Here is a 13912-nt window from a genome sequence, read left to right as displayed (position 1 = left end):
GTGCTGAGGTCAGGAATCGATGGCGGCACAGGCGGGGCACAGGCCCCAGTAGACGACCTCGGCCTCGTCGATCAGGTAGTCGTGGTCGTCGGACGCGGTCAGGCACGGCGCATGGCCGACGGCGCAGTCGACGTCGACGACCGCAGCGCACGACCGGCAGACCAGGTGGTGGTGGTTGTCGCCCACCCGGGCCTCGTAGCGTGCCACCGATCCGGCCGGCTGGATCCGCCGTACCAGGCCGACGTCGGTGAGGGCGCGCAGTACGTCGTACACCGCTTGGTGGGACACGTCCGGGAGGTCCTCCCGGGCGGCCCGGATGATCGCGTCGGTGTCGGCGTGCGGGTTCGCGTACACAGCGGCGAGTACGGCCACCCGCGGCCGGGTGACCCGGAGCGCGACGCTGCGCAACGACTGGTGGAGATCGCCGTCGACGTCCACATCTCGCAGTCTTCCGCCCGATCTGGAACCGGTCAAGATCTCCGTACGAATGTCGGAAATCAATCCAAAGACCTTCCCGTCATTGGCAGGATCTTGCCCGCTGACTGGATCCGGTCATGACGGGTGTTGGTCATCCCGCACCATGGAACGGGCCGGAGGCAACTGTCAGGGTTCTGCACCGAGGGTCCTGCGCCCGTCAGGTCCCCGGAAGGTTTCTCATCGTGCCCCGATCACGTCTCAGCGCCGCGCTGGTGGCGGCGGCGACCGCTGCCGTGCTGGCGATGTCCGCGGTCACCACCACCGCGGCGGCGCCCCCACCCCCTCCTGGCCAACCCGGGAGCCCACTCAGCGCCCAGACCTACCGCATCACCCTGGTGACCGGCGACGTCGCCGAGTACACCACCCAGCCCGGCGGACGGCACTCCGCGAGGCTGCTCGGCAACGCCGGGTACTTCACCAGCGAGAACGGCGGCGAGCTGACCGTCGTACCGGCGGCGGCCTACCGGCACGTCCAGTCCGGGACGGTCGACCCGCGGCTGTTCAACCTGACCCAACTCGTTGCCCAGGGCTACGACGACGCGCATACCAAGCGCCTGCCGGTCATCGACGCCGAGGCGGAGAAGTCCCAGGCGCGCGGGTTCTGGAAGTCGTTCGCCGCCAAGCGGTCGCCGGGCAAGCTGTGGCTCGACGCCCGGACCCGTGCGGCAACCACGAGCCCGACAGGTGCCCAGGCGAAGGCAGCGCAGGCCAGGGGCAGCCAGTACGACGGCAGCGGCGTGAAGGTCGCCGTACTGAGCACGGGGTACGACGCCCGCCACCCCGACCTCGCGAACCAGGTCGTCGCCGAGGCCAGCTTCTTCCCCGGTGAGTCGGTCCAGGACGGCCACGGCGCCGGTACGGCGACCGCCTCGGTGATCGCCGGCATCGGGAGCGTCGACCGCAGCCGGAAGGGCGTGGCACCCGGCGCCGACCTGATCGTCGGCAAGGTCCTCGACAACACCGGCAGCGGCACGGAGTCGGAAGCCATCGCCGGCATCGAGTGGGCCGTCGAGCAGGGCGCCCGCGTCATCAATCTCGGCCTGAGCAGCTCGATTCCCTCCGACGGCACCGACCCGCTGAGCCAGACCATCGACAGGCTGTCGAAGTCGAAGGGCGTGCTGTTCGTGGTCCCGGCCGGGGACAGCGGCCGGGAGGAGTTCATCGGCTTCCCCGCAGCCGCCGGAACCGCTCTGACCGTCAGCAGCGTCGATGCCGACGGCAACGTCTCGTCGACCGCCTCCCGCGGCCTGCGCGTCGACGGCGCGCTCAAGCCCGAGGTCACCGCACTCGGCGTCAACGTCGAGGCGGCCCGGGCCACCGGCACCAACGCCGGCCACAACCTGAGCGAGCACCACACGTCGATGAACGGTACGGCGATGGCCGCCGCCGAAGCGGCCGGCGTCGCTGCCCAGCTCGCCCAGCGCCACCCGGACTGGACCGGCGCCCAGCTGAAAGCAGCCTTGGCCGGTACGGCGCGTCCGGCGCGGGACGAACCGATCGTCGCGCAGGGCCTCGGCCGGATCGATGCCGACGAGGCGCTGGACAGCGACCTCACCAGCGACCTGGCCAGCCTCTCCTTCGGCGACCTGTCCTGGTCGGGTGAGGCTCCGCCGCCGGTCGAGCGTCAGGTGACCTACACGAACACCGGCCGGAAGACAGTCACGCTGGACCTCGCCCTCGACCTGGTGACGCCGAACGGGATCCGTCCGGCGCTGACGGTGAGCCCCAGCAGACTTCGCCTCGCGCCAGGACAGTCAGGTACGGCGACCGTCCGGCTCGACCTGGCCAAGACCAAGACGGGGACGTACTCCGGCACACTGCGAGCGCGCTCCGGCAACACGTCGTACCGGACCGGGATCGGCTTCAAGGCCGGCGGTCCGCTGCAGACGCTGACTGTGCACGGGATCGACCGGGATGGACAGCCGGTGCAGTCGAGCGGTCTGCCGGCCAGCAGCGTCGCCCTGTGGAACCTCGACAGCGGCAAGGTGCAGGAGGCCGGTTTCGTCAACGGGACGGCGACGCTGGCGGCGCCCGCCGGCCGGTACAGCCTCTTCGCCTTCGTCTTCAGCTACGACGAGGCCGAGTTCGTCGACACGATGACGCTGGTCGGCGAACCCGAGCTGCGCCTGGACGGCGACCGCGCCGTGACTCTCGACGCTCGCAAGGCGCACGAGGTGCAGATGAAGACGCCGCAGCCGGCCGACGTCGCCATGGCCGGGCTGGCCTGGAGCCGAAAGCTCGGCGACCGGTCCGCTTTCGGCGGCTGGGCGCACTACAACTACCTCGATCACGTGTACGTGCAGGACTTCGATCGCGTCCGTACCGGCAGCTTCGAGGTCATCCAGCGATGGAACCTGCGGCAGCCGCTGCTGACCGCCGACGTGACCGGTCCCGACGGGTACCGGCTGCCGTCACCGGTTCCGGTGACGTACCGCAAGGCCTTTCAAGGCAACGCGGATTTGGCGTTGGTCGACGGCGGTGAGGCCCGGCCGGGTGAGCTGGACCAGGTGGCCGGCAAGGTCGTGATGATCCGGCAATCGGCGACGACGCCAGTCGACGAGCAACTCAACGCGGCGGCCGCCGCCGGAGCGAAGTTTGCCCTGCTGTACCGCAAGCAGGGTGGCTACTACGACCCTGGCACCAGCGCTGAGCTTCCCGGGTATGCGCTCGAGTCGGCGGATGCCTTCCGCCTGCTGGACCGGATGCAGACCGGTCCGGTGACGCTCCGGGTCAGCGGTATAGCCACTCCGACCTACCGGTACGACCTGTCGGCCACGCCGTCGGAGGTGCGCGGTCCGCTGCGCTACGACTTCGCCAAGCTCCGGCCGACCGTGGTGACCAACACGTTCAAAGTCAGCAACGTGACCGAGCACGCCCACGTCAACGCGCAGACCGCCTATCCGAGCACGCTCTCGGTCGGTTACGAGGTGATCGAGCAGATCGAGAACAAGACCACGCGGACGGACTACCTCGCCAGCGACGAGCCGGAGACGCAGTGGACCAGCAGTCTGATCGGTGGGTTCGAGAACGCGACCGGGCAGGAGTACAGCCTCCCGCGGACCTACCGGAAGGGTGAGCACGTTACGCAGCAATGGTGGCGTGCCATCAGCCGGCCGGCCGTTCCCGCAGTGGACGGGATGGGCGTGGCGCGGTACGAGGACGCGATCCGGATGGCCATCCCGCAGTACGTGAGCGGTGACCTGAGCACGTACGGCTGGAGTGACGACTGGCGCGAGCAGACCATGCTGGTGCTGCGTCGCAACGGAATCGAGGTCGGCCGGAAGAACTGGTCGGTCGCCGACTTCCCGGTGGCTCCGGGCACGGCGTCGTACGAGCTCAGCCTGGATGTGACGCGCACGCCGAACACCTGGGCGGACACGTCGACGAGCACGAGCACGCAGTGGTCCTTCAGGTCGGGTACGGCGAAGTCGAAGGCTGTGCTGCCGTTGGTGCAGGTGGAGTACGCGCTGCAGGCGGACAGCGACAACGCCGTACCGGCTGCTGGTGGTTCGTGGCTCGAGCTGACGCCCGGGTACCAGCCGGGCGCCAACGGGCCGGGCCGCTTCCGGACGACCGCAGAGGTGTCGTACGACGGCAAGACCTGGCAACCGCTGTCGTTGGTCTACCGGGGCCACGGCACGGTCGGCGCCAAGCTGCCCGCGGCGACTGCCGGGACCGACGCCACGCTCCGAGTCACGTCGACCGACCGGGCGGGCAACCGGATCGTGCAGCGGATCGACAAGGCCTGGCACGTGCGGTGACTTGCCCACCGCGATAAATCACTCGCGGTAAACGGCGCCGGTGTGGAAGCTGTGGTCGTGGAGATCACGAGACTGCTTCCCGACGACGAGGCCGGGTGCGCCGATGCGGTGGCGGTGCTGAGCGCCGGCGCGAAGGTGGACTGTCCGGAAGTACTGCTGCCGACACCGCGCAGCTACGCGAACGGACTGCGGTACGGCTGGGACCTCAACCCGGGCCAGACCTATCTGGCCCGGGTTGACGGTACGGCGGTGGGGCTCCTCGAGGCCCAGATGCCGACGTACGACAACACCAACCTGGTGTGGACCGACGTCCAGGTCCATCCCGACCATCGCGGTCGCGGGATCGGGTCGGAGCTGGTCGTGTACGCCGAGCGGCTGGCCGCCGAGCTGGGCCGGGACTCGATCGGGATGAGCACGTTCGACCTGCCGAAGGCGGACGCGTTCGCCCGGCGGCACGGTTTCGAGCGCAAGTCGATGGAGGTGAACCGGCGGCAGGACATCGCCGGGCTCGACTGGGCGGTCGTGCAGAAGCTGTACGACGACTCCGTCGCCGCCTCCTCGGCGTACGAGCTGCTGAAGATCACCGGTGAGCTGCCGGACGAGCTGCTCGAGGGCATGGTGGCGGTCACCGAGTCGATCAACGACGCGCCGAAGGACGACCTCGACATCGAGGACGACGTCTACAGCCCGGAGCGGTTGCGGGCCTACGAGCAGGCGCAGCTGAAGAGCGACCGGACCCTCTACCGGGTGATCGCCCGGGAGAAGGCGACCGGCGAGCTGGCCGGCCACACCACGATCACGGTCGAGCGGGAGCGCCCGCACATCGCCGAGCAGAACGACACGGCCGTCGCCCGCGCCCACCGCGGCCACCGCCTCGGCGCGCTGGTCAAGTCCGCGATGCTGCTGTGGATGCGCGAGCAGGAGCCCGCCCTGACCCAGCTCGACACCTGGAACGCCGAGTCCAACGACCACATGATCGCCATCAACGAGGCGCTCAACTACCGCATCATCACCCGCATCCCGGACTACCAGAAGGCGCTCCAGGGCCCTACACCGGCTCGACGAGGGTGACTTTCATCCGGTTGGACAGGGTGAAGCCGAGGGACTCGTAGAGGCGGATGGCGCCGGTGTTGGTGCCGCCGGTGTGCAGGAAGGGGTGGCTGCCCGTCGACTCGATGTGGGCAGCCACCGCGCGGATCAGCCGCGTGGCCAGGCCTTCCCCGCGGTACGACGGATGCGTGCAGACCGCGCTGATCTCCGTGTAGGCGGGCAGCGCGAACCGGGTGCCCGCCATCGCGATCAGCTCGCCGCCCCGGCGGATCCCCAGGTAGGTGCCCAACTCGATCGTCCGGGACCGGAACGGCCCCGGATCGGTGAGCGCCACCAGCGCGAGCATCTCGGGTACGTCGTCCAGCGTCAGCACGACCGCCTCGTCGTCGACCGCGGCCGGCGTCGGCGGGGCGACGAACTGGACCAGATCGAACTGGCGGTCCAGCTTGAAGCTCTCCGGGATCGGGAGGTCCGGGCGCATCAAGGCGGCGGTCGTGCCGGTGCCGAGGAGGGCGGCGGCGTCCGACCAGTCCTGGAGTGTCGGGTTGTCCGGGAGACCGAGGAACGGCGCGACGGCCTTCGGGTAGCAGCGGGCGTTGCCCCGGACCTCGGCGAAGGTTGTGTGCGGGCCGGTCAAGGCGGCGTACACCGGGTTCTGCAGGGTCACTCAGAAGCCCAGCTTGCGAAGGTGCTTGGCGTCGGTCTGCCAGTTCTTGGCGATCTTGACGTGCAGGTCGAGATAGACCGGCGTCCCCAGCAGCGCCTCGATCTGGCGCCGCGCCGCCGCGCCGACCTCACGCAGCCGGGCGCCCTTGTGGCCGATCACGATGCCCTTCTGGCTGTCCCGCTCGAGGAAGATGTTCGCGTACACGTCGAGCAGCGGCTTGTCCTCCGGACGCCCCTCCCGCAGGCCCATCTCGTCGATGGTGACCGCGATCGAGTGCGGCAGCTCGTCGCGCACACCCTCCAGCGCGGCCTCGCGAATCAGCTCGGCGACCAGCGTCTCCTCGGGCTCGTCGGTGATGTCGCCGTCCGGGTAGAGCGCGAACCCCTCCGGCAGCAGCTTCACCAGCTCGTCGGCGACCACGTCGACCTGGAAGCCGGACGTGGCCGAGACCGGCACGATCGCGGCCCACTCGATCCCGACCGACTCCCCCAGCGTTTGGATCTCGGCCAGGTGCTCGACCATCCGGTCCGGCTCGACCAGGTCGGCCTTGGTGGCCAGCGCGACCTTCGGGGTCTTCGCGACCTTGGCCGCCTCACCGGCCAGGAACCGGTCGCCCGGGCCGATCTTGTCGCTGGCCGGCAGGCAGACCGCGATCACGTCGACCTCGGCCCAGGTGGTCTTGACCAGGTCGTTCAGCCGCTCGCCGAGCAGCGTCCGCGGCTTGTGCAGACCGGGGGTGTCGACCAGCACGAGCTGGGCGTCCGGCCGGTGCACGATCCCGCGGACCGCGTGCCGGGTGGTCTGCGGCTTCGACGACGTGATGACGATCTTCTTGCCCACCAGGGCGTTGGTGAGCGTGGACTTGCCCGCGTTCGGACGGCCGACGAAACAGGCGAACCCGGACTTGAAGGGCTCAGGTGTGGACGACATCGCGGACCTCTCCGGTGCCAGTGGCAACGACTACGGGGATGGCGGCGCCGGCGAAGTGCCGGACGACGTTCACGTCGACCGGCTCCGACTCGGTCACCACCGCGGCGGCCTCCAGGCCCAACACCCCGGACGACAGCGCCATCGCGACCGCCAGCTGCAGCGCGGTCAGGTCGACGGTGTCGAGCGCGACCGTGCAGGCCGAGTACGTCCGGCCGTCGGTGTCCCGTACGGCGGCGCCCTCGGCAGCCCGGGTCCGGGCGCGGGCCGCGCGGGCGAGCGTGACGAGTTTGGCGTCCTCGGCCGACAGGTCTGACAACGAAGTGCTCCTAGGGCATCCGGGGTGCTGCGAGGCGGTGCTGCGACGTGGTGCTGCGAGGTGGTGCTGGTGCGGTCAGGCGTGCTGGTGGTTCTGGTCGGGTGACGGGTGGGCGGGCTGCTCCCGTCGTACCAGCACAGTACCGACCTGGTTGCGGCGGCCGGACGGCCGCTCCGCAGTCAGCGACAGGCCGGCGATCTCCACCTCGGCGCCGGGGATCGGCACCTTGCCGAGCAGCTTCGCCATCAGGCCGCCGACGGTGTCGACGTCGTCGTCGTCCAGCGGGACGCCGAACAGCTCACCCAGCTCGTCGATCGGCAGCCGGCTCGACACCCGGTAGGCGCCGTCGGACAGCTCCTGGACCGAGTCGGGCACCTCGTCGTACTCGTCGGTGATCTCGCCGACGATCTCCTCCAGGATGTCCTCGATGGTGACCAGGCCGGCGGTGCCGCCGTACTCGTCGACGACGATCGCGACGTGCATCCGGGCCGCCTGCATCTCGCGCAGCAGCTCGTCGATCGGCTTGGAGTCCGGGATGTACATGCACGGCCGCATCACCGACTCGACCCGCTCGGTCGACTCGGCCTGGGCGTTGTCGTACACCCGGCGCATCACGTCCTTGAGGTAGACGACGCCGAGGATGTCGTCCAGCGACTCCCCGATCACCGGGATCCGCGAGTAGCCCGAACGCAGCGCCAGCGAGGTGAGCTGGCGCAGCTTCTTGTGCTTCTCGATGTAGACCATGTCGGTCCGCGGCACCATCACCTCGCGGACGATGGTGTCGCCGAGCTCGAACACCGAGTGGATCATCTGCCGTTCGCCGGACTCGATCACCGCCGACTTCTCGGCGTAGTCGACCAGCGCCCGCAGCTCTGCCTCGGTGGCGAACGGGCCCTCGGCGAACCCCTTGCCCGGGGTGAGCGCGTTGCCGATCATGATCAGGAACTTCGGCAGCGGCCCGAGCACCCGGGTCAGCGCCATCACCGGGCCGGCCGAGATGATCGCGAACCGGTCCGAGTGCTGCCGGCCGAGGGTGCGCGGCGCGACCCCGATGATCACGTACGAGACCAGCACCATCACCACGGCGGTGATCAGGATGTGCTCCCAGGTGACCGGGAACACCTCCGACAGCGCCTGGGTGACCAGCACGATCGCGGTGATCTCGCAGATCAGCCGGACCAGCAGCAGCGAGTTCAGGTAGCGCGGCGCGTCCGAGAGCAGGTCGCGCAGCCGGACCGCGCGCAGGTTGCCCTGCTCGACCTGCTCGTTCGCCCGCACCTTCGAGTACGACGACAGCGCCGCCTCCGCACCGGCGAACAGGCCGGCCAGCAGGACGAGCCCCGCAGCCACAACCAGCAGAACCAGGTCGTGGGAGGTCACCGCAACGTCACTCCTGTCCTAGGGATGTCCGACGGGACACCATCAGACACTCTCCAGCCGGTTACCGGGAGCCCGCCATGCTTCCAGAAGGCGGCCCTGGACGTCCCACATCTCCGCCTTCTCGGCGGGTTCGGCGTGGTCGTACCCCAGCAGGTGCAGGATGCCGTGCACCGTCAGCAGCTCCAGCTCGGCCCAGGTGCCGTGCCCGGCCTTGGCGCCTTGGGCGGCCGCCACGGTCGGGCAGAGCGCGATGTCGCCGAGGTGCCCGAGCGGCGGGTCGGCGTCGTCCTCGGCGCCCGGCCGCAGCTCGTCCATCGGCCACGACATCACGTCGGTCGGACCCGGCAGGTCCAGGAACTCGACGTGGTAGCGCGCCATGGTGTCCTCGTCGACCAGCTTGATCGACAGCTCACACTCCGGGTGCAGCCGCAGCGACGACATCACGAACCGGCTGAGCCGCATCAGCCCGTTCGCGTCGATCTCCACCCCGGACTCGTTGTTGACCTCGACGTTCATCTCTTGATGTCAGAGCTGCCTTCGTAGTTCTCGTACGCCGAGACGATCCGGCCGACCAGCTTGTGCCGGACGACGTCGTGCGAGGTGAGCCGGCAGAACGCCAGGTCCTGGACGCCGTCCAGGATCCCCTGGACCACCCGCAGACCTGAGTTGGTCCCGGTCGGCAGGTCGACCTGGGTGACGTCGCCGGTGACCACCATCTTGGAGCCGAAGCCGAGCCGGGTGAGGAACATCTTCATCTGCTCCGGCGAGGTGTTCTGCGCCTCGTCCAGGATGATGTAGGCGTCGTTCAGGGTCCGGCCGCGCATGTAGGCCAGCGGCGCGATCTCGATCGTGCCGGCCGTCATCAGGCGCGGGATCGACTCCGGGTCGATCATGTCGTGCAGGGCGTCGTACAGCGGGCGCAGGTACGGGTCGATCTTCTCCGACAGGGTGCCGGGCAGGAACCCGAGCCGCTCGCCGGCCTCGACGGCCGGCCGGGTCAGGATGATTCGGTTGACCTCCTTGGCCTGCAGCGCCTGGACCGCCTTGGCCACCGCCAGGTAGGTCTTGCCGGTGCCGGCCGGGCCGATCCCGAACACGATGGTGTTCTTGTCGATGGCGTCGACGTACCGCTTCTGGTTCAGCGTCTTCGGCCGGATGGTGCGGCCGCGGCTGGACAGGATGTTCTGGGTGAGCACGTCGCGCGGGCTCTCGGCGGTGGCCGCCTTGATCATCGCGATGCTGCGCTCGACCGAGTCCGCGGTCAGCCCGTGGCCGGTCCGCACCACCGCGATCAGCTCGTCGATCAGCCGCTCGGCCAGCGCCAGCTCGGCGGGCTCACCGGTGAGCGTGATCTCGTTGCCGCGGACCAGGATGTCGGCGGCGAACTCCTTCTCGACGATGCGGAGGAACTCGTCCCGGGCTCCGAGCAGGGCCACCATGTCGATGCTGTTCGGCACGACGATCTTGTGTGACGCCTGCGTGGCGGTGGCCGCGCCGTTCGCGCGCGCCTCCGGTTCGATACTGCGTGGCCTGGACAGGCTCTTCCTCCTGATGCCGGTGATTTGACCTCACCATGCTAGCCCGCTCCGCCGACAGCCTCACTGGTAATTCGATGCAACACCCCGGGGCCGTGATCGTTTGCACTCCGTTGTCAACCTGGGACGGGGTCTTTGCGTCGTCTTTTCGTGGCGCAACCGGCGGTGGTGTACGAAGAGGTCGTGACACATGAGTCCTCGTGGGATGCCGACGAGGCGCTGACGGCTGTCTACACGGCGCACTACACGTCGCTGGTCCGCCTCGGCGCCTTGTTGCTGCGTGACACCGGTACGGCGGAGGAGATCGTGCAGGACGCGTTCGTCGCGATGCACGGCCGCTGGAACCGGCTGCGCGACCCGCACAAGGCTCTCGCCTACCTGCGCACCACGGTGGTGAACCGCTGCCGCTCCCGCCAGCGCCACCTGGTGGTGGTGGACAAGCACACGCCCCGGTCGCTGCCGGACGAGCCGAGCGCCGAGCACGCCGTACTGCGAACCATCGAGACGGATCGGGTGATCGAGGCGATGCGCACCCTGCCGGAGAAACAACGCACCGTGATGGTGCTGAGGTACTACGGAGACCTGTCCGAGGCGGAGATCGCCGACGCGATGGGGATCAGCCGGGGCTCGGTGAAGAGCCATGCCGCGCGGGCGAGCAAGTCGCTCCGCCAGCTCCTGGAGCAGACGCTATGAACGAGCGACCTGACGACCCGTTCGACGACCTGATGCGGCGGGCGCTGGCCGAGGAGGCCGACCGGATCGAGCCGTCCGACGCCCTGCCGGAGGTCCAGGCCCGGGTCCGCGGCCAGCGCCGGCCGGCCACCCGCCGGCCCTGGGTGCTGACCGCCGGCGCGGCCGCGATCGGCACCGCCGCGGCGATCGGCGCCTTCACCGTCTTCAACGACGACGCCACGACCGCGGGCGACGACCAAGTCGCCGGCCCGGGGACGACGACCAACGCGACCGGCCCGATGACGCCGGGCCCGACGACCGTCCCCGACAGCCCGGCGCCAACTCCGAGCACGCTGCCGAGCGCGCCACCCAGCACCGCACCGGAGGAGAAGACCCCACCGACCGTGCGGGGTAGCGAGCCGACCAAGTCGGGCGCCGTACCGGTCTACTGGCTCGGCGAGAAGGTCGGCTCGACCTCGGCCGACCCGACGGTCCGGCTGTACCGCACCTGGATGAAGGTCGTCGACCGCCAGCCCACGCTCGAGGCGGTCCGGATCATGACGTCGAAGGACGCCGGCGACCCGGACTACTACTCTCCCTGGCGTGGCGCCCAGGTGAGCTCGGTGACCCGGGCCGGCGGGGTCGTCACGGTCGACTTCAAGCAGCTCCCGCAGACGAAGCTGGACAGGGCGGCAGCGGACGTCGCGACCCAGCAGCTCGTCTACACGGTCCAGGGCGTGCTGAGCGACACGACCGAGCCGATCCGGATCACCCAGCAGGGCCGGGCCGGCGGCGCCCTGTTCGGCCAGGTCGACACCAGCCGGCCGATCGCCCGCGCCCAGGCGAGCAAGGTCCAGGCGCTGGTGTGGATCGACAACCTCGTGGACGGCCAGGTCACCAAGAGCCCGCTCACGGTCACCGGGATCGCGGCCGCGTACGAGGCCACCGTCAACTGGCGCGCCACGAACCTGAAGACCCGCGTGACCCACGCCAGCTACGCCAACACCAAGGGAGGCCAGACCTTCTCGCCGTTCGCCGTCCCGCTCAAGCTGTCCCCCGGCGAGTGGCGGATCGAGGCCTACCTGATCTCCGCCGAGAACGGCGCGATGACCGACACCGACTCGAAGACGATCTACGTCAAGTAGCCGAACCCCTGCCCGGAACGCTCGACCCGCGGCGAGGACCTCGACTGCTTTCCGGAAAGAAGGTGCCACCTCGCGACAGTTTTCTTCCGGAAAGCTCGGGTCAGCTCCAGCGGGAGCGGGCGAGTAGGGCGGCTGCGGCGGCGACGCCGGCGGTCGAGGTGCGCAGGACCGTGTCGCCGAGGCGGACCGGCTCGACGTCGAAGGTCTCGAGCTCGCCCGGGGAGATACCGCCTTCGGGGCCGATCACGATCACGATGTCGCCGTCGGCGGGGACGTCGAGACCGGCCAGAGGGGTCTTGGCTTCTTCGTGCAGTACGACGGGGAGCGCGGCGGCTGCGATCAGTCGGGCGACCTCGACCGTGGTCGCGATCGGAGCCACCTCGGCGAACCACGCCCGGCGGGACTGCTTGCTCGCCTCGAACGCCCACGCCTGCCACTTGGCCAGCGTCTTCGCGGACCGCTCCGGGTTGCTGCGGAACTGGCTGCGCTCCGCGTTCCACGGCACGATCACGTCCGCGCCGACCTCGGTCAGCATCTCCACCGCGAGCTCGGCCCGCTCCCCCTTCGGCAGCGCCTGGACCACGACCAGCCGCGGCCGGCTCGCCGGAACCGTCCCACGGTTGTCGACGGCAACCGTCACCCCCACCTTCGAGGCACCCGTCACCGCACCTTCGGCCCAAGCCCCTCGCCCATCGGTCAGCCGGATCCGCTCCCCCGGCGCGATCCGCCGTACCACTGCAGCGTGCCGACCTTCTGCACCATCCAGGGTGAGCTCGGCGCCGGACAGGTCCGCGCAGAAGAAGACCGCGACGCCCATCTCCTAGTGCGCGCCGAAGGCGTCGCGGAGGCGGCCGAAGACGCTCTTGTGGGTGGCTTGGACCTGGCCCTGGGGACGCTCCTCGCCGCGGATCCCGGCCAGCTGGCGAAGCAGGTCGGCCTGCGCGTCGTCGAGCTTGCTCGGGGTCTCGACCACGATCTGCACGATCAGGTCGCCACGGCCGGCGTGCCGCAGCCGCGGGACACCGCGGGCCGTCAGCGTCATCGCCGTACCGGACTGGGTGCCCGGGCGGATCTCCAGCGGGGTGGTCTCGCCCTCCAGCGTCGGCAGGTCGATCGTGGTGCCGAGCGCGGCAGCCGTCATCGGCAGCGTGACCGTGCAGTGCAGGTCGTCGCCGTTGCGGGTGAAGATGTCGTGCGGCTCGACCTCGATCTCGACGTACAGGTCGCCGGCCGGGCCGCCGCCGGGGCCGACCTCGCCCTGGCCGGACAGCTGCACCCGGGTGCCGGTGTCGACGCCACCGGGGATCTTCACGGTGACGGTACGGCGGGACCGGACCCGGCCGTCGCCGGAGCACTCGACGCACGGGTTCGGGATGATCGTGCCGAAGCCGCGGCAGTTCGGGCACGGCCGCATGGTCCGGACCTCGCCGAGGAACGACCGCTGGGTGTGAGTGACCTCGCCGCGGCCGTGGCAGATGTCGCAGGTGACCGGCTCGGAGCCGGCTGCCGCGCCGGAGCCCGAGCAGGTCGGACACAGCACCGCGGTGTCGACCTTGAGCTCCCGGGTGGTGCCGAACGCGGCCTCGCCCAGGTCGATCCGCAGCGGGATCAGCGCGTCCTGGCCGCGCCGGGTCCGCGGCCGCGGTCCGCGGGTCGCCCCGCCGGTCTGGCCGAAGAAGGCGTCCATGATGTCGGTGAACGTGAAGGCCTGGCCGAACCCGCCCGGCCCGGCGCCCGCGCCGGCGGCCGCGAACGGGTCACCGCCGAGATCGTGCATCTGCCGCTTCTGCGGGTCGCTCAGCACCTGGAACGCGCGGCCGATCTCCTGGAACTTGTGGTGCGCGTCCTCGGAGTCGTTCACGTCCGGGTGGTACTGGCGGGCCAGCTTGCGGTACGCCTTCTTGATCTCGTCCGGTGTCGCGTCGCGGCTGACACCCAGGACGGCGTAGTAATCGGTGCTCATACTCCAAGCCAGGGGT

General features: G+C 69.9%; 14 protein-coding genes. 5 read left to right on the top strand and 9 right to left on the bottom strand.

Going from position 1 to position 13912, the window contains the following annotated elements; translation table 11 throughout:
- Positions 1-9 precede the first annotated feature (9 nt).
- The gene (locus ACIBGM_RS36350) at positions 10-438 is read right to left on the bottom strand and encodes a Fur family transcriptional regulator (RefSeq protein ID WP_396388127.1); all 429 of its coding nucleotides are present in this window, start codon (positions 436-438) and stop codon (positions 10-12) included.
- Positions 439-659: 221 nt separating this feature from the next.
- Between ACIBGM_RS36350 and ACIBGM_RS36345 the strand changes: the two genes are divergently transcribed.
- Both ACIBGM_RS36345 and ACIBGM_RS36340 read left to right on the top strand, forming a co-directional pair.
- Complete coding sequence (locus ACIBGM_RS36345) at positions 660-4238, top strand: S8 family peptidase (RefSeq protein ID WP_396388126.1); 3579 nt, start codon at positions 660-662, stop codon at positions 4236-4238.
- A 57-nt stretch (positions 4239-4295) separates the two neighbouring features.
- The gene (locus ACIBGM_RS36340; protein ID WP_360537254.1) at positions 4296-5309 is read left to right on the top strand and encodes a GNAT family N-acetyltransferase; all 1014 of its coding nucleotides are present in this window, start codon (positions 4296-4298) and stop codon (positions 5307-5309) included.
- On the opposite strand, the gene ACIBGM_RS36335 is transcribed toward ACIBGM_RS36340, so the two are convergent.
- The 6 genes from ACIBGM_RS36335 to ACIBGM_RS36310 form a co-directional block, all read right to left on the bottom strand.
- On the bottom strand, positions 5287-5955 hold the full coding sequence (locus ACIBGM_RS36335) for a GNAT family N-acetyltransferase (protein WP_396388125.1): 669 nt from the start codon (positions 5953-5955) through the stop codon (positions 5287-5289). The genes ACIBGM_RS36340 and ACIBGM_RS36335 overlap by 23 nt on opposite strands.
- Positions 5956-6885 carry a GTPase Era gene (era, locus tag ACIBGM_RS36330; RefSeq protein ID WP_396388124.1) on the bottom strand — a complete coding sequence of 310 codons (930 nt, stop codon included), beginning with the start codon at positions 6883-6885 and terminating at the stop codon, positions 5956-5958. It lies immediately after the preceding gene.
- Positions 6869-7201: a cytidine deaminase gene (locus ACIBGM_RS36325; protein ID WP_360537248.1), complete on the bottom strand. Its 333-nt coding sequence runs from the start codon at positions 7199-7201 to the stop codon at positions 6869-6871. Before ACIBGM_RS36325 ends, era begins: the two co-directional genes overlap by 17 nt.
- A 75-nt stretch (positions 7202-7276) precedes the next feature.
- Positions 7277-8581 carry a hemolysin family protein gene (locus tag ACIBGM_RS36320; protein ID WP_360537246.1) on the bottom strand — a complete coding sequence of 435 codons (1305 nt, stop codon included), beginning with the start codon at positions 8579-8581 and terminating at the stop codon, positions 7277-7279.
- A gap of 42 nt (positions 8582-8623) precedes the next feature.
- Complete coding sequence (gene ybeY / locus ACIBGM_RS36315) at positions 8624-9097, bottom strand: rRNA maturation RNase YbeY (protein ID WP_360537244.1); 474 nt, start codon at positions 9095-9097, stop codon at positions 8624-8626.
- On the bottom strand, positions 9094-10020 hold the full coding sequence (locus ACIBGM_RS36310; protein ID WP_360537272.1) for a PhoH family protein: 927 nt from the start codon (positions 10018-10020) through the stop codon (positions 9094-9096). The genes ybeY and ACIBGM_RS36310 overlap by 4 nt, the downstream gene beginning before the upstream one ends.
- Here ACIBGM_RS36310 and ACIBGM_RS36305 point away from each other — a divergent pair.
- The 3 genes from ACIBGM_RS36305 (at position 10019) to ACIBGM_RS36295 (ending at position 11933) form a co-directional block, all read left to right on the top strand.
- Positions 10019-10147, top strand: a complete 129-nt coding sequence (locus ACIBGM_RS36305) for a hypothetical protein (RefSeq protein ID WP_360537242.1) — start codon at positions 10019-10021, stop codon at positions 10145-10147. The two genes, ACIBGM_RS36310 and ACIBGM_RS36305, sit on opposite strands and share 2 nt — an antisense overlap.
- Positions 10148-10299: 152 nt before the next feature.
- Entirely contained in the window at positions 10300-10809 is a 510-nt protein-coding gene (locus ACIBGM_RS36300) for a SigE family RNA polymerase sigma factor (protein WP_360537240.1), read from the top strand.
- Positions 10806-11933 (top strand): Gmad2 immunoglobulin-like domain-containing protein, encoded by a 1128-nt coding sequence (locus ACIBGM_RS36295; RefSeq protein WP_360537238.1) that lies wholly within the window; start codon positions 10806-10808, stop codon positions 11931-11933. The genes ACIBGM_RS36300 and ACIBGM_RS36295 overlap by 4 nt, the downstream gene beginning before the upstream one ends.
- Positions 11934-12033: 100 nt before the next feature.
- On the opposite strand, the gene ACIBGM_RS36290 is transcribed toward ACIBGM_RS36295, so the two are convergent.
- Together ACIBGM_RS36290 and dnaJ are read right to left on the bottom strand one after the other, a co-directional pair.
- Positions 12034-12750, bottom strand: a complete 717-nt coding sequence (locus tag ACIBGM_RS36290) for a 16S rRNA (uracil(1498)-N(3))-methyltransferase (protein ID WP_360537236.1) — start codon at positions 12748-12750, stop codon at positions 12034-12036.
- A gap of 3 nt (positions 12751-12753) precedes the next feature.
- Positions 12754-13896, bottom strand: a complete 1143-nt coding sequence (dnaJ, locus tag ACIBGM_RS36285) for a molecular chaperone DnaJ (RefSeq protein ID WP_396388123.1) — start codon at positions 13894-13896, stop codon at positions 12754-12756.
- Between the last annotated feature and the right edge of the window lie 16 nt (positions 13897-13912).

It is taken from the genome of Kribbella sp. NPDC050470, assembly GCF_044458365.1.
In the GTDB taxonomy this organism is placed as follows: Bacteria; Actinomycetota; Actinomycetes; order Propionibacteriales; family Kribbellaceae; genus Kribbella.
This window is presented reverse-complemented; position numbering and strand designations above follow the sequence as displayed.

Coding starts and splice junctions, on each gene's coding strand:
- ACIBGM_RS36305 (WP_360537242.1), top strand. CDS start 10,019: ATGTCGATGCTGTTCGGCACGACGATCTTGTGTGACGCCTGCGTGGCG.
- ACIBGM_RS36295 (WP_360537238.1), top strand. CDS start 10,806: ATGAACGAGCGACCTGACGACCCGTTCGACGACCTGATGCGGCGGGCG.
- dnaJ (WP_396388123.1), bottom strand. CDS start 13,896: ATGAGCACCGATTACTACGCCGTCCTGGGTGTCAGCCGCGACGCGACA.
- ybeY (WP_360537244.1), bottom strand. CDS start 9,097: ATGAACGTCGAGGTCAACAACGAGTCCGGGGTGGAGATCGACGCGAAC.
- era (WP_396388124.1), bottom strand. CDS start 6,885: ATGTCGTCCACACCTGAGCCCTTCAAGTCCGGGTTCGCCTGTTTCGTC.
- ACIBGM_RS36310 (WP_360537272.1), bottom strand. CDS start 10,020: ATGGTGGCCCTGCTCGGAGCCCGGGACGAGTTCCTCCGCATCGTCGAG.
- ACIBGM_RS36290 (WP_360537236.1), bottom strand. CDS start 12,750: ATGGGCGTCGCGGTCTTCTTCTGCGCGGACCTGTCCGGCGCCGAGCTC.